We start from the raw sequence: 15573 nt of genomic DNA, 5'->3' as shown, positions 1-15573 counted from the left end.
GTACGACAGACCCGAGCTGCCGACCTTGCCGGCCGCGTCGGGGACCGAGAAAGGGAGTACGTGATGAAGCGCGGACACACCATGGTGTCGATCGCCGCCGTCGCCGCTGCGTCGGCGCTGACACTGACCGCCTGTGGCGGCAACACCGACGCCGGCACGGCCAAGGCCGCCTCCACGAATGCGGCGGCCGCGGACTCGAATGCGGCGGCCGGCGCCAAGCTCGACACCGGCACCTACCCGACCACCCCGCAGCCGGCCTTCGGCAAGGCCGGTACGGCGCAGAAGGGCGCGATCGTGGAGGGCCAGCGGCTGGCCGAGTACGTCGTCCACCCCTGGGACATCGACATCAACCTGACGAAGAACTCGCCGGGTGGCAGCTACGTCATCAAGAACGCGGCCGCCGCGGCGAAGTTCCTGACCAAGCCGGTCGCCGATTCCATCGCGAACGACCAGTTCGTCACCGGTTTCGCCACCGCGGCGGGTGACGGCGACACGGTCGGTCACGAGAACGTGCACGCGGTGCTGCGGTTCGCGGATCCGGCCAGCGCGCAGAAGGCAGCCAACGATCTGCACCAGGCCTCGATCACGACCGACCTCAACACCGCGTTCGGTGGCACCGCCGACCCGAACACCCCGCCGAACACCGGCACCGCGGACAGCATCTCGGCGCTGCCGAACACGCTCGTCGTCACCCACGACAGCCTCGGCAGCTACACCGTCGAAGCCGCCACCCCGCACGGCGCCTACGTGATCTACGACTGGTTCAAGGGCAAGGACGGCAGCTCGACCGCGAACACCAAGGCGTGGGCTGCCAAGTCCGCGGCCACCGCGGTGCAGTTGCAGGGACCGCTGATCGACAAGTTCCCGGCCACCCCCGTCGACCAGCTGCCGAACCTGCCCATCGACCAGGACGGCGTGCTCCGACTGACCATCCCGCCGGCCAGCGGCAAGGTCAGCGTCAACCAGAACGCCGTGTACGGACCGAACGGCTTCCTGAACTTCTCGGATTCTCCGCTGCAGGACAAGGTGCTGCTGCAGTCGTCCGGCACCGACCGGGTGGCCTTCGGTGACTCGTCCGTGTACCGCACCCGCGACGCCCAGGGCGCCAAGGTTCTGCTCGACGGGATCGCCAAGCAGTTCAACCAGAGCCTGCACCCCGCGCCCGCGGCGCCCGGCGTGCCCGGATCGCAGTGCTGGGTGACCTCGAGCCGCTACCAGTCGCAGACTCTCTGCCTGGTCGCGCGCGGCCGGTATGTCGCGCAGGTGCAGGGCAGCGCGGACGTTCCGCTCGACGCCGGCGCGACCGCGCCGACCACCGCGCCCGCCCAGGCGGCCGGATCCGACATCACCATGGCGCACCAGAAGTCGGCCGCCCAGTTCGAGATCCTCGCCGGCCAGAAGTAGCCCCACCTCCGCACACGCGGGGTGTCTGTTCGGCCGAACCGGTCGGGCAGACACCCCTTGTGCGCGTCCTCTCGTCCGAGGCGACAGGGCGGACAACGATGAACGGGCGGGCCGGCACGGCATCGGCCCAGGTCAGGGCGACACCCCACGTTGTGGGATACTTCCCGGCGACATTCAGGAAGCTGACAAGAACTCACTTTCAGGGGGACGCTCCGTGGCTTCGGGCTGGGCTTTGGCGATCGACTTCGGCACCTCGAACACGGCGGCCGCGCAGATCGCCGCGAACTCGGGTGCGGTCACCGCGGTGGCGCTCTCGCACACCAGCAACCTGATGTCGTCGTCGGTGTTCGTCGAGTCGCCGGATTCGATCGTGGTCGGTGATGTCGCGTTGAACCGGGCCGAGACGAACCCGGCCGCCTATCTTGCCGCGCCGAAGCGCACGATCAGCCACGGTATGACCTATGTGGCCGGCTACGACATCCCCTCGTCGATGCCGGTCGCGGCGGTGCTGCAGTCCGTGATCTCGCGGGCGGTGGCCCAGCACGACGGGCAGATGCCGGACTGGGTGGTGCTCACCCACCCGGAGGCGTGGTCGTCGCGCGAGATCCAGGTGCTGATCGACGGGGCGCACCGGGCGGGGGTCAGCCCGGGCCGGATCATGACGGTCTCCGAGCCGCGTGCGGCGGCGGCCTGGTACGCGCGGTCGGCGTCGATCCCGACCGGTGCCCGGATCGCGGTGTTCGACTTCGGCGGCGGCACTCTCGATGTCGCGGTGCTGACCGCCTCGGCCGACGGCACCTTCTCGGTGCTCGCGGCGCGCGGCGACAACGGTCTGGGTGGCAAGAACCTCGACGCGTTCATCCGCCGCTGGATCGACGAGCAACTCGAGGACCGCAACCCCGACATGCTCGCGGCATTGCGAACTTCCGCCACGCCGGAATCGATTCGCGCGCTGGACGAGTCGATCCGCCGGGCCAAGGAGCTGCTCTCGGAGGCGCCGTCGGCGAGCATCACGGTGACCGCGCCGGGCGGTCTGCGTGAGGTCTTCCAGCTCACCCGCGACGAGCTCGACGACATCATCGGCCCGGAGATCGACAAGGGTGTCGCGCTCACTCTCGAGGCGCTGCAGCAGGCAGGGGTGCCCGCGGGCGGTCTGCAGGCGCTGTATCTGACGGGTGGTTCGTCGCGGATCCCGTTGGTGCACCAGCGTCTTGCCGCGCTCGGCAAGATCGCCACCCTCGACGACCCGAAGACCGTGGTCGCGCGGGGCGCGCTGGTCGCGTTGCAGGCCGGCGCCTGCACCCCCGCGGCGGTCCCCGGAACACCGGCGGCACAGCCGCAGTCGCAGGTCCAAGCCCAGGCCCAGGTTCAGGCCCAGACCCAGACCCAGACCCAGACCCAGACCCAGACCCAGACCCAACCGCAGGCTCAGTCACAGCCGACCCGGCATCAACAACAGCCGATCCCGCAGTCCGCGCCCCAGCAGATTGCGCCGCAACCGGTTGCCCGCCACCAGGTCACGCCCCAGCCGACCACTGCCGGACCGTCCTGGCAGCCCTCGGAACCGGCCGCGTCGACCGCCACCGCCACCGCCACCGCCGCGACGAAGGCGGCCGGCGGCGGACGGAAGCGGCTGATGATCGGCGGCGGCGGCGTCGTCCTCGCGCTGGTGGTGGCACTGGTGGTCGTGCTGGTCGCCACCAACTCCGGTGGCTCGGACTCGGCCGCGCCCGGCACCGCCGCGACCAGCACTCAGCAGTCCGCCGCGAGTGAGGAACAGGCGGTGCGGGACCTGGCGAGTGCCTACATCGATGCGGTCAGCGCGGGCGACAAGGCGACGCTGACCTCGCTGCGGTGCTCGAGTTTCGTCACCGCTGCGCCGACCACGACGAGCATGTACGCCACCGGTCAGCCCGAGGCCAAGCAGACGTATGCGCTCAAATCGCTTGACTCGCTGACCATCCTCGGCGACTCGGGCAGTGCGCGGGCGACCGTGGCCGTGACCGGTTCGGACGGCAGCGCGCCGACCACGGCGAGCATCCTGTTCACCTTCGGCAAGGAGAACGGCCAGTGGAAGGTGTGCGAGTCCTCCGTGCAGTGATCGGCACCGTGCAGTGATCGGCACCGTGCGTCGACCGGCCGAGGAAATCCCGTCGTGAAATTCTTCGTCGCCGCGGGAACTTTCGGGGATCGGTCCGCATCTCACTTGTGACTGCCGGGAGAGAGCCTCCTCGGCCGGACCAAGGAGACACCATGACCAGCCCGACCGCCCCCTCCCAGCCGACCGCCCCTGCCCAGCAAGCCGCCCAGGATCCCGCCGCCTCGCCCAGCCCCGCCGACACCGGCGTGCCTGCAGGCTCCAACCCCGACGTGGTGGGCGATCCGAGCCAGGCACACCTGACCGGGACCTCGGCCCCGGGCGGGTTCTTCGCGGACGTGCACACCACCACGACCGAGTCCCACTACCAGGTGACCGGTTCGGACCCGCTCGCCTCGGCCGCCGCGCCCGAGACCGCCCCGTCGGCCGATGCCGCTGCTCCTGCCGACGCTTCGGCCCCGGTCGACGCCACCCCCGCCGGGACCGTCACGGCTCCCGCCGACACCGCCACGGCTCCTGCCGACACCGCCACGGCTCCCGCCGACACCGCCACGGCTCCTGCCGAAGCGACCGTCGGTGCGGACAACGCGGGTGAGGCGAACGGCGGGTTCTTCGCGGACGTGCACACCACCACGACGACGACCGACTCGCACTACGCGGCAAACGGTTCCGCGCCGCTGACCGCCGATCCCGCTGCGTCCTCCGACCCGGCCGCAGCCACGCCTGCCGACGGCGCCACCCCCGATGCGCCGGCACAGGACGCCCAGGCCTCGGATGCGCAGGGCGGGCACCAGATCGGCATGGACACCAACGGCGACGGACAGGTCGACACCATGCTGATCGACCTCAACGGCGACGGGCTCGCGGACGAGATCCTGTCGGACACCAACGGCGACGGGCACTTCGACACGATGGTCTCGTCGAGCGGGCAGGACGGGCACTACGACACCCTCGAGCAGGACCTCGACCACGACGGAAGCCCGGACGTCAAGCGCGTCGACACCGACCACGACGACAAGTTCGACGCCGCCTACTTCTCCCACGACGCGGCCAACCCGAACTACGACGAGCTCGACATCGACAGCGACCACGACGGCGTCATCGACACCGTGTTGCTGGACACGAACGGGGACGGCAACTTCGACCACGGCGGCGTCGACACCGACGGCGACGGCATCGCCGACCGCACCTTCACCCCGGACGAGTCCGGCCACTGGGGCGGCGGGGACGACACCACCGGCGACGACCACCACGGCCTGGCGTAGTCCCCCCGAACGACAGACGAGGACACCCACATGGACTTCGGGACCGGGCACGACGAGCTCACCGACACCCATCACGACGGCGACCAACTCCACGCCGGTGAGGACGCCGGCGTGATGGGGCACATGGGCGAGGCGCTCGACGCGGTCGACGGTGGGCTGGGCCCGGCGATCTTCGACGACCTGATCCACGGGTTCGAGAACCTGCTCGACGGCCGGGATGACACGGCCGATCCCGTTGGTGTCGATCCCGTCGGTACCGGCCACTCCGGTCCCGACCACGCCGGGCTGCAATCGGATCCGCAGCACCAGCCGGTTCCCGTGCACGAGCCGGCGGCGAGCCTCGACCCGATGGATCCGCAGGCGTGGACGAACCTCGGCGACCACTTCGCCGTTCCCGGCAGCGACCATCTCCCCGACCTGGGTCCCGATGGCGGACACACTACCGACAGTGGGGTGGACGGCAATCCGCACGCGTGGACGAACGACTGGTTCTTCCAGGAGACCGACGGCTACTGCGGACCGAGTTCGATCGCGCAGGTCGTCTCGGAGTACACCGGGCTGGACGTGCACGATCCGCAGCAGCTGGTGGACCGGGCGGTCGAATTGGGGCTGTTCGACCCGAACCATCCCGAGAACGGGATGAGTTGGCAGGACATGCAGACGCTGATGCAGGACCAGGGTGTGCCGTGCCACCTGCAGTCCAGTTCGATGGCCGACCTCGAGGCCAAGCTCGACGACGGCTACGGGGTGATCGCGATGGTCCACGCCGGCGACATCTGGGGCGAGGAACACGACTCCGGGCACGGATCCGATCACGCACTGGTCGTCGCCGGCATCGACCACGACCGCGGGGTGGTGATCCTCTCGGATCCGGGCTCCCCCAACGGAAACCAGGAGGAGGTGCCGATCGACCGGTTCGAGCAGGCATGGTCTGCCTCCGGCGACCAGATGCTCGTCGCGGACAGCCCCGACGCCGACCTCGCCTCGGCCCCCGAAGCGACTCCGCCCGGAGTTCCGTCTTCGGCGGCGCTCGAGTCCACGCCGTGGGCGATCGCGAACGTCACCGGCGCACCCTGACCTGCGCCGTCGTGACCGTTCGGCGAACTCACAGCTCGATTTCACCGGACGGACCCCCGATGTTCAGGGCGACGACGTGAGGGAACGCGTTGCCGTTGACATTGTCGCGGTGCGCTGTCTCCACCACCGGCGAGTGTCCGGTGTCGAACAGGGGATGTCATGTCGCGCAGTCAGATCGCCTGCAGGGCCGCGGTGGGTGCCGCGGTCCTGCTGGCGGGCACCGCATTCACCGGTAGCGTCGCCGCCGCAGCGCCGCCGCCGGCGCCGGGTCACTCGAAGCACGTGCTGCTGATCTCGGTCGACGGCCTGCACCAGAGCGACCTGACGAAGTACGTTTCCCGGCATCCGGGCTCCGCGCTGGCACGGCTGGTCGCCCGCGGCGTCGACTTCACCCGGGCGCAGACCCCGGTGCCGTCGGACTCCTTCCCCGGCACCGTCGCCCAGCTCACCGGAGGCAACCCGAAGACCACCGGCATCTACTACGACGACGCCTACAACCGGGCGCTGCTGCCGGCGGGAACCACCTCGTGCGCCCACGCCGAGCCGGGCGCCGAGGTCGATCTGACCGAGGACATGGACAAGAACTCGAAGGAGATCGATGCGGGACAGGGCCTTTCGGGACTGCCCGGATCGGTCCTGTCGATGACAGGCAACCCGTCCACCGTCATCGACCCCGCCAAGCTCCCGGTCGACCCGACGACCTGCACACCGGTCAGCCCGGGCGACTACCTCCAGGTCAACACGGTCTTCCAGGTCGCCAAGCAGGCGGGCCTGCACACCGCGTGGTCCGACAAGCACCCGGTATACGAGATCCTCAACGGCCCGGGCGGGGCCACCCCGAGCATCGACGACCTGTTCACCCCGGAGATCAACAGTCAGGCGGCCGGCGCGGCACCCGGTACCGACTGGACCAAGGACAACGCGAAGACCCAGCAGTACGACGGGTACAAGGTCCGGGCGGTGCTCAACGAGATCGACGGGTACGGCCACGCGCGCACCCGGCAGACCGGCGAGCCGGCGATCTTCGGCATGAACTTCCAATCGGTCTCGACCGCCCAGAAGCTGCCCACCTCGGACGGCAAGGCCGGTGGCTACCTGCCGGGCGGCGACCCGGGTCCGCTGCTGGCCTCGGCGCTCGACTTCGTCGATTCGCAGATCGGCCGCATCGTGTCCGAACTCGACCGGCAGCACCACGCCGACGACACCACCGTGATCCTGTCGGCGAAGCACGGTCAGTCGCCGATCGATCCGAGCACGCTCGAGCGGATCGACGACAAGCCCATCATCGACGGACTCGACGTGGCCTGGGCCGCAGTCCATCGGGGTGCCGCGCCACTGGTGGCACACTCCGTCGACGACGACGCGATGATCCTGTGGCTCTCCGACCACTCGCAGTCCGCCGCGGACTTCGCCGCGAAGTACCTGAGGGATCACAGCGGTAGCGGCACCGACATCAACGGGCGACCGGTGCGGGCGGCCGCATCGGGGACCTCGAGCATTCACGCGGGAGCGGACGCGGCGGCCTTCTTCGGCACCTCCGTGTCGGACCCGCGGGTACCCGACGTGTTCGCGGTTGCCCGACCCGGCGTGGTCTACACCGGAGGGAAGAGCAAGATCGCCGAGCACGGCGGTGCGAGCGCGGACGACCGCAACGTGCCGATCGTCGTCGTGGGCGCGGGGGTGAGCCGCCACGGCACCGGTGCCGAGCCGGTCGAGACCACCTCCATCGCGCCGACGATCCTGTCACTGCTGGGGCTGAACCCGACGTCCCTGCAGGCGGTCCGGGCCGAGCGCACGCCGGTCCTGCCGGTGTCGGGCGGCGGCGCGACGACGGGGTTCCTCACCGGTCTTCGGTTCCTGACCGACGCTGTGGCGCTCAACGGGAGTCGATGAGCGCCACAGCAATCCGGTCGGGTCCGATGAAACCCGCTCAGGAACCGAACGGGCTCAGCGACCCCGATGAGGATCCTGCCGAACCCGTCGGCCCGGACGAGGGTCCCCTTGATCCAGTGCCCGTCGACCCTGTGCCCGCAGGTCCCGTCGGCAGCGTGGCGCCCGGGGAGCCGGGCCGGTTGATGTGGACGGTGACCGGACCGGCGCCGTCGGCCCGGACCGTCACCACCCGTGCGCCCGGTGTCGAGGTGACCGTGCCGCCGTCGGCGTGAACGACATAGCCGTCCGGGTAGTGGCGATCCGAGACGTAGATGTCGGTGGGCATGGGGGAGGGATGCGGGGTGTAGCGGTAGACGAAATCGCCGTTGTCGGAGTCGAACACCATCGCACCCGGGGTGCCGGCGGTCGCCTGCGGATAGGTGCGCACCAGTTCGTTGCCGATGTCGCCGAGGAAGGGATCGGGCTTGGCGGTGCCGGCCCCGACGGTCGAGGTGTACTGCCAGTACTGCCAGCCGATGAAACGTTGGTCGGCCTGGGTCATGGTGTTGTGCAGCACGGTCGCGTCGCCGTCGCCGAATTCGGTGACCAGCGTCGGGATGTGCGTGCGCCGGGTCAGCGAGTCGATGTTGCCCCACGTCTTGGCCTGCTGCAGCGAGCAGGCGGCCCGCAGTTGCGGCGGCAGGTTCAGATAGATCGCGAGCTGGCTGGGGATGCAGTAGTCGTGCGGGGCGAACACCACCCCGGGGGTGGTGATCGGCGGGTGCTCGCCCAGGTTCGAGGGCATCGTCTCGTTCCAGGTGACGTTCGGCTCCCAGAACACCGGGAGGGTGGCGTTCTTCGCGCGCACCGCATCGGTCAGTTTCTGCATGGCCGCTTGGTATTTCACGTCGAATCCGGGGCAGCCGTTCGGGAAGCAGGTCGGGAACGCGGTGCCGGGCCACGGCTCGTTGAGCAACTCGATGCCGAGCGCTCCGGGATGGCCCTGCATCTTCGCGGCGAGCGCGCCGAGCGCGTCGCCGAGGTGGTCGAGCACCCCGTAGGTGTTGTCCCACACTTCGTCCCAACCGGCGTTCATACTCGGCATCACGTAGTACAGCGGGAATCCCGGGTTCGGTTCGCCCGCGGCGGGGCGGGCATGGATGGACCACGCGGGGAACCCGTTGCCGCCCCAGATCGACGAGAGCCCGTCCTGATGGTCGTCGAGCAGCGTGTAGATGCCGTGTGCCGCAAGGGTGTCCACGACCGTTGCGACCCGGTCGAGGAAGCCGGTGTCGACGACGCCCGCGGTCGGCATGAGCGCGTCGAAGGGTGTACCGAGCCGGACGGTGTTGAAGCCGTGCTGCGCCAGCAGCGCCGCGTCCGCGTCGGAGACGGTGAATCCGTCGCCGAGTTGCACGTAGGGCGCTTCCTTGTCGACGTTGTTGACCCCGTGCAGCAGCACGGTGCGGCCGTATCGGTCGACGAACGAGGTTCCCTCTACGTGGAGCGGGCCGATCCCGGCGCTCGGCGGGGCGGCGTGACCCACGGCGGGCAGCGCCAGCGCGCAGCCGAGCACGACGGCGGCGACCGCCGCCAGTCGCCGGCGCAGCCGGGTGGGTGGTCTGGTCCGGGTCGGGTGGGTGCGCATCGATCCCCTCTTCGCTCGCTCATGTGGACGCTTGTTCAGATTCGAGAGGCTAGCCGGGGAAGTCGATCCGGTGTTGATCTAGGTCCGTTCGTTGCACACCTGCGACCTTGTCGGCGGTGCATCGTCAACCAATGGTTGACGTCAACCTCGGGTTGACTTATCTTCGGGGCATGGACACACCAGCACAGATGAACGTCAGGCTCGACGACCTGATCGACGCGATCAAGTCCGTCCACGCAGACCCGCTCGAGCAGTTGTCCGACGCGGTGCTCGCCGCCGGGCACCTCGGCGACGTCGCCGACCATCTGATCGGCCACTTCGTCGACCAGGCCCGTCGGTCCGGTGCCTCCTGGACCGACATCGGCACCAGCATGGGCGTCACCAAGCAGGCGGCGCAGAAACGATTCGTCGCAGGAGCAGGTATGGACCCGAACGAGGGCTTCAGTCGCTTCACCCCGCGGGCGAAGAACGTGGTGGTTGTCGCGCAGGAACAGGCTCGCACGGCCGGCAACGACCTGATCACGCCGGCGCACCTGGTGCTCGGACTGCTCGGCGACCCCGACTCGCTCGCGCTGCGGGTCATCGCCGCGCAGGCGATCGAGTCGGACGAGATCCGGCAGGCCGCGGTCGCGGCGCTGCCCCCGGCCGCCGGCTCGATACCCGCCCTGATCCCGTTCGACCCCGGTTCCAAGAAGGCGCTCGAGCTCACCTTCCGGGAGGCACTGCGGCTGGGCCACAACTACGTCGGCACCGAGCACGTCCTGCTCGCGCTGCTCGAGCACGAGAACGGCGACGGGCCCCTGTCCGAGGCGGGCCTGGACAAGGACTCCGTCGAGCACGCCGTCACCGAGATCCTGAAGTCGGTCAAGCCGCAGGAGTGACGGTCACGCCTTGCGCATGTACGTCCGCACCGTCAGCGGTGCCATCACCGCCACGACGACGGCCGCGCCGACCAGCGACCAGACCAGGTCCATGCCGACGTGGCCGTTGTTGGCGAGTTCGCGCACCGCGCTGACCAGATGTGAGACCGGGTTGACCTTGACGAACGCCTGCAGCCAGCCCGGCATGGTGTCGACCGGGACGAACGCGTTCGACATGAACGTCAACGGGAACAGCACCAGCATCGAGATGCCCTGCACCGACGAGGCCTTGCTCATCACCACGCCCATGAAGGCGAAGATCCAGCTGATTGCCCAGGCGCACGCGATCACCAGCACGCCTGCGGCGATCACGCCGAGGAGGCCGCCACCGGGGCGGTAGCCCATGATGTACCCCATCGTGAACGTGATGACGGTGGCGATGGCGTACCGCACGACGTCGGCGAGCAGCGCGCCGGACAGCGGCGATATCCGGGCGATCGGCAGCGCCCGGAACCGGTCGAACACTCCCTTGTCCATGTCCTCGCGCAGCTGGGTGCCGGTGACGATCGAGGTGGTGATCACGGTCTGGGCGAGGATGCCCGGGATGATCACCGGCAGATAGCTCGCGACGTCGCCGGAGATGGCGCCGCCGAAGATGTAGGTGAACATCAGCGTGAAGATGACCGGCTGGATCACCACGTCGAACAGCTGCTCGGGATTGTGCTTGACCTTCAGCAGTCCGCGGTAGGCCATCGTGAAGGTCTGGGTGACCGCCTGGGCGAGGCTGATGGTGCGGGCGGTGGGGGTGGTGCTCGGGGCGGCGTAGCTGCCGCGCTGAGGGGATTCGACGATGGTGGTCATGCGACGCTCCGGTTCTCGTCATCGGCGCCGTGACCGGTCAGGGTGAAGAACACCTCGTCCAGGCTGGGCTTCTGCACGTTCAGTTCGGTGATGCTGATCCCGTTGTCGCGCAGGCGGATCAGCACCTCGGGGGTGAGCGAGGGGTCGGCCATGGGGGCGGTGAGGCGGCCGGCCTCGGGGGACACGGCGACCTCGACGCCGAGGAATGCCGAGGTCAGCGCGCGGGCCCGGTCCAGTTCGCCGGCGGCGACCGTCAGTTGCAGGCTCGAGAGCCCGACCTCGGCCTTGAGGTCGTCGGAGGTGCCGTCGGCGACCACGCGGCCCCGGTCGATGACCGCGATCCGGTCGGCCAGCTGGTCGGCCTCCTCGAGGTACTGCGTGGTCAGCAACACCGTCGAGCCCTGCGCGACCAGTCGGCGGATGGTGTCCCACATCTGCGCGCGGGTGCGCGGGTCGAGCCCGGTGGTGGGCTCGTCGAGGTACAGCAGCGGCGGGGTCGCGATCAGGCTGGCCGCCAGGTCGAGCCGGCGCCGCATGCCGCCGGAGAACTCCTTGAGCGGCTTGCTCGCAGCCTCGGTCAGCGCGAACTCCTCGAGCAGGTCGGCGGTGCGCTTCTTCGCCGCCGACCGGGACAACCCGAGTAGGCGCGAGAAGACGATCAGGTTCTCGGTGCCGGTCAGGTCCTCGTCGACCGACGCGTACTGCCCGGTGACGCCGACCAGTGAGCGCACTGCGGTCGGCTCGCGGACCACGTCATGGCCGAAGATGCGGGCGCTGCCGCCGTCCGGGCGCAGCAGGGTGGCGAGCATGCGGATGGTGGTGGTCTTGCCGGCGCCGTTGGGGCCGAGTACCCCGTAGACGGAGCCGGCCGGGACGGTCAGGCTCACGCCGTCGACGGCGCGGTGGCTGCCGAAGACCTTGACCAGATCTTCCGCCTCGATGGCGGGAACGGTTGAGTGGGTCATGCCGGCAAGCCTGACCGACCCCGATTGCACGGCGCTTGCACCGCGCTTGCATGCCCTGTGGGTGAGTTGCGGAGCCGAGGCCCCGCAACTCACGCACGGGTGAGACGGTCCGCCAGGGTGCGTCGGTCGACCTTGCCCGGCCCGCGCAGCGGCAGCGCGTCGACCAGGTGCAGCTCACGAGGCGCGGCGGTCGGGTCCAGGCGCGCGCACACGACCTCGCGCAGCGCGTCCAGCGTCACGGTCGCCCCGGACGCGGGCACCACGACGGCGACCACCTTCTGGCCCAGTCGCTCGTCGGGCAGCCCGACGACCGCGCACTCGCGCACCGCCGGGTGTTCGGCCAGCGCGGCCTCGACGACCTGCGGTACCACCGTCAGGCCGCCGGTGGAGATCGCCTCGTCGAGCCGGCCCGCAACGGTCAGCACCCCGTCGGCCAGCGTGCCGGCGTCGTCGGTGCGGAACCAGCCGGGCTCGGCGAACGCCGGGTGGTCGGGAAGTCCGCGGTAGCCGGAGGCGAGCATGTCCCCGCCGAGCAGCACCCGGCCGGGGCCGCCGGCGACGTCCGCGGCGACTCGGATCCGGGCGCCGTCCAGCGGCAGCCCGTCGTACACGCACCCGCCGCAGGTCTCGCTCATCCCGTACGTGCGGACCAGTCGCAGCCCGGCCGCAGCGGCCCGGGCCTGCAGTGCCGCGGGGGTGGCGGCGCCGCCGATCAGGATCGCGTCCAGTTCGGCGAGCGCCTCGACCGCGGCGGGCACGTCGAGCGCCTTGACCAGTTGGGTGGGCACCAGCGAGGTGTACTTGTGCCCCGAGCTCATCGCGGCCACCGCGGCGGGCAGCACCGCGGGGTCGAACCCCGCCGACACGTCCACGACCACCGGATCGGTGCCGGCGAGCACGCTCCGCAGCAGCACCTGCATGCCGGCGATGTGATGGGCGGCCAGCGGCAGCAACCACGATCCGGGGCCGCCGAGCCGGTCGTGGGTGGCGGTGCCGCTGGCGTGTAGTGCCGCCGCTGTGAGCATCGCGCCCTTCGGCGTGCCGGTGGTTCCGGATGTCGCCACGACCAGTGCGATGTCGTCGCCGATCGGCTCTCCCGGAGCCAGCGCCACGCTCAGGCGAGCGGTCTCGCGTTCGTCACCCGCGGGCACCGGCAGCAGCGCGGGCGTGCGGCCGTCGAGGAGGTCGCGCAGGGTCGGCAGCACCTCGACGACCGCCGGGCCGGCGGGGACCGGCAGCACGTGCAGCGTCGTCACGCGTCACTCACCGGCGAGTCCCGGCCCGCGATGCGGGGACTGGGCCAGCGGCCAACCGCCCGCCACCAGGTGCGAGCGGACCCGGTTGACGTCGGTCTCCAGCGGCATCTCGTTGGTGACCTTGGTGATCAGCACCTGGATGTCGACCTTCTCGATCGGCAGATCGCCCTCGCGGATGAGTTCGTCGGTGATCGTCAGGACCTCGTCGTGGGTCAGCCGACGGTTGAGCAATGCGAGCAGCGGGACGTAGTCCTGCTCGGGGACGCCGTCGGGGTAGCCGGCCCGCAGCCAGTCGATGATCGAGTTCAGGAAGGGCGGGATCGTCATCGGTCCACCACCCCGGCATCGACGGGATCGTCCTCGGCCGAAGCTGCCAGGTCCGCCTCGGCCCGCGCCGGCTCGGCCAGCGGCCATCCGCCGGCGGCCAGGCGCGCGGCGACCCGGCGGACGTCGTCCTCGAGCGGCTCCTCGTTGGTGAGCTGGCTGATCGTGGCCTCGATGTCCGCCGTGGAGATCGGCGTCGGCGGTGCCTCCGGTCCGGCGGCGTCGTCGGGGCGGGGCGTCTCGGCGTCGAGTATCTCGACGACTTCGCGGACCTCGGCGTCGGTGAGCTTGCGGCGCAGCACCGCGAGCAGCGGCACATAGTCCTTGGGCGGGATGCCGTCAGGGTAGCCGGCGCGGAGCCAGTCCAGGATCGATCCGATCAACGGGCGCATGGTGGTCGGTCCTGTCAGTGGCCGCCGAGGACGATGAACGCGACGCCGCCGACGATCGCGATGATCACCGCCCCGAAGCAGGCGTAGCCGAAGACTGTGTGCCAGGTGCCCGGGCGCGCGGTGCGGATCTCGCCGTCGGCGTCGACTCCGACGGGGCGCGGGCTGAGCTCACGCATGCCGAGCGCGAAGAGTCCGGGCAGTCCGGCGCCGAAGAGCAGCCCGACGGCGACGACCTTCCACAGTGAGTCGAGGGTGTCGATCAACAGGTTCATCGTGTTGCTCCTTTCGTCGTCGGGGTCACTGCTGGTCGGTGGGGATGAGCTGGTCGACCGACTGGGCGGCGGCGGCCGGGGTGGCGGCGGGCAGCGGGGGCGCCGGGGCCGTCGTCGGGGCGGTGGCGATGGCCGGAGTTGCCTCGTCCCAGTCCGCATTGACGTTGTCGGCCGTGACCGCCTGCTTGCGCGAGTGCAACCACATCCAGCCGGCCGCCACGATGAGGATCGCGAACACGACGCCCACGCCCGGCGCGCCGCCCACGAGATGCGCGATCGCCCAGCAGGCGGCGCCGGCCACTGCCGCAGCCGGCAACGTGATCACCCATGCGACCACCATGCGCCCGGCGACACCCCAGCGCACCTCGGCGCCCTTGCGGCCGATGCCGGTGCCCAGGATCGAGCCGGTCGCCACGTGGGTGGTCGAGAGCGGCAGACCCAGGTGACTCGAGGTCAAGATGATGGCCGCCGACGAGGTGTCTGCGGCCATGCCCTGCGGGGAATCGATCTCGACGAGGCCTTTACCGAGGGTGCGGATGACGCGCCACCCACCGAGGTAGGTGCCGGCCGCGATGGCCAGTGCGCAGGCCACCTTCACCCAGAACGGCATGGGGGCGTCCGACGAGATGGTTCCGTTGGCGACCAGCGCCAGGAAGATCACGCCCATCGTCTTCTGGGCGTCGTTGGTGCCGTGGGCCAGCGAGATCAGCGAGGCCGACCCGATCTGGCCCCACCGGAAACCGGCGGTTCGGCGCTCCGGCGGCACCGTCGCGGTGAGGCGGTAGATCAGCCGGGTGCCGACGGTGGCGACCAGCGCCGCCACCACCGGCGACAGCACGGCCGGCACGACGATCTTGGTGAGCACGCCGCCCCACTCGACGCCACTGGTTCCCAGCGCGGCCAGCGACGCTCCGATCAGGCCGCCGAACAGCGCGTGCGAGGAGCTCGAGGGCAGCCCGAACAGCCAGGTCGCCAGGTTCCAGATGATGCCGCCGACCAGGCCGGCGAAGACGATCGTGAGCAGGGCCTGGCCCTGCACCTCGCCGAGGTTGACGATGCCCTTGGCGACGGTGGCGGCGACCGCCACGGAGAGGAAGGCGCCCAGCAGGTTCAGTGCCGCGGACAGCGCGACGGCGGCCTTGGGGCGGAGCGCGCCGGTCGCGATGGAGGTGGCCATCGCGTTGCCGGTGTCGTGGAAGCCGTTGGTGAAGTCGAATGCGAGGGCAGTGGCGATCACAATCGCCAGTACAGCGAACTCCGCAGTCACGTTAAAAGTTTG

At 70.2% G+C, this 15573-nt stretch carries 14 protein-coding genes; 6 read left to right on the top strand and 8 right to left on the bottom strand.

All coding sequences use genetic code 11. The annotated features are described in order from the left end of the window. The first annotated feature begins 63 nt into the window (after positions 1–63). The 5 genes from G4X40_RS03660 to G4X40_RS03640 all read left to right on the top strand — a co-directional run bounded on the left by G4X40_RS03660 (position 64) and on the right by G4X40_RS03640 (position 7737). A complete protein-coding gene (locus G4X40_RS03660) occupies positions 64–1404 on the top strand; it encodes a DUF7373 family lipoprotein (RefSeq protein ID WP_277830212.1) in 1341 nt (446 codons plus the stop codon). 214 nt (positions 1405–1618) lie between these two features. Next, positions 1619–3505: an Rv0361 family membrane protein gene (locus tag G4X40_RS03655; RefSeq protein ID WP_277830210.1), complete on the top strand. Its 1887-nt coding sequence runs from the start codon at positions 1619–1621 to the stop codon at positions 3503–3505. A 152-nt stretch (positions 3506–3657) separates the two neighbouring features. Beyond that, on the top strand, positions 3658–4767 hold the full coding sequence (locus G4X40_RS03650; RefSeq protein ID WP_277830208.1) for a hypothetical protein: 1110 nt from the start codon (positions 3658–3660) through the stop codon (positions 4765–4767). Between the two features lie 30 nt (positions 4768–4797). Continuing rightward, the gene (locus tag G4X40_RS03645) at positions 4798–5844 is read left to right on the top strand and encodes a C39 family peptidase (RefSeq protein WP_277830205.1); all 1047 of its coding nucleotides are present in this window, start codon (positions 4798–4800) and stop codon (positions 5842–5844) included. A 159-nt stretch (positions 5845–6003) separates the two neighbouring features. Next, a complete protein-coding gene (locus G4X40_RS03640) occupies positions 6004–7737 on the top strand; it encodes an alkaline phosphatase family protein (RefSeq protein ID WP_277830203.1) in 1734 nt (577 codons plus the stop codon). Positions 7738–7774: 37 nt separating this feature from the next. Here G4X40_RS03640 and G4X40_RS03635 read toward each other — a convergent pair whose 3' ends face one another. Further along, positions 7775–9364: an endoglycoceramidase I gene (locus tag G4X40_RS03635; RefSeq protein ID WP_277830201.1), complete on the bottom strand. Its 1590-nt coding sequence runs from the start codon at positions 9362–9364 to the stop codon at positions 7775–7777. 170 nt (positions 9365–9534) lie between these two features. On the opposite strand from G4X40_RS03635, the gene G4X40_RS03630 reads away from it, so the two are divergent. Beyond that, on the top strand, positions 9535–10245 hold the full coding sequence (locus G4X40_RS03630) for a Clp protease N-terminal domain-containing protein (RefSeq protein ID WP_277830199.1): 711 nt from the start codon (positions 9535–9537) through the stop codon (positions 10243–10245). 3 nt (positions 10246–10248) lie between these two features. Here the strand turns inward: G4X40_RS03630 and G4X40_RS03625 are convergent, their stop codons facing one another. The 7 genes from G4X40_RS03625 to G4X40_RS03595 form a co-directional block, all read right to left on the bottom strand. Next, the gene (locus tag G4X40_RS03625) at positions 10249–11085 is read right to left on the bottom strand and encodes an ABC transporter permease (RefSeq protein WP_277830198.1); all 837 of its coding nucleotides are present in this window, start codon (positions 11083–11085) and stop codon (positions 10249–10251) included. After that, the gene (locus G4X40_RS03620) at positions 11082–12050 is read right to left on the bottom strand and encodes an ATP-binding cassette domain-containing protein (RefSeq protein ID WP_277830196.1); all 969 of its coding nucleotides are present in this window, start codon (positions 12048–12050) and stop codon (positions 11082–11084) included. Before G4X40_RS03620 ends, G4X40_RS03625 begins: the two co-directional genes overlap by 4 nt. A gap of 89 nt (positions 12051–12139) precedes the next feature. After that, positions 12140–13306 (bottom strand): o-succinylbenzoate--CoA ligase, encoded by a 1167-nt coding sequence (menE, locus tag G4X40_RS03615; RefSeq protein WP_277830195.1) that lies wholly within the window; start codon positions 13304–13306, stop codon positions 12140–12142. A 3-nt stretch (positions 13307–13309) separates the two neighbouring features. Then, on the bottom strand, positions 13310–13633 hold the full coding sequence (locus G4X40_RS03610; protein WP_277830194.1) for a DUF3349 domain-containing protein: 324 nt from the start codon (positions 13631–13633) through the stop codon (positions 13310–13312). Beyond that, on the bottom strand, positions 13630–14022 hold the full coding sequence (locus G4X40_RS03605) for a DUF3349 domain-containing protein (RefSeq protein WP_277830192.1): 393 nt from the start codon (positions 14020–14022) through the stop codon (positions 13630–13632). The genes G4X40_RS03610 and G4X40_RS03605 overlap by 4 nt, the downstream gene beginning before the upstream one ends. A 14-nt stretch (positions 14023–14036) precedes the next feature. After that, entirely contained in the window at positions 14037–14294 is a 258-nt protein-coding gene (locus G4X40_RS03600) for a hypothetical protein (protein WP_277830189.1), read from the bottom strand. Between the two features lie 25 nt (positions 14295–14319). Beyond that, entirely contained in the window at positions 14320–15561 is a 1242-nt protein-coding gene (locus G4X40_RS03595) for an inorganic phosphate transporter (protein ID WP_277830187.1), read from the bottom strand. Positions 15562–15573 lie beyond the last annotated feature (12 nt).

The sequence above is a fragment of the Speluncibacter jeojiensis genome (assembly GCF_029589495.1).
Classification (GTDB): domain Bacteria; phylum Actinomycetota; class Actinomycetes; order Mycobacteriales; family Mycobacteriaceae; genus Speluncibacter; species Speluncibacter jeojiensis.
This window is presented reverse-complemented; position numbering and strand designations above follow the sequence as displayed.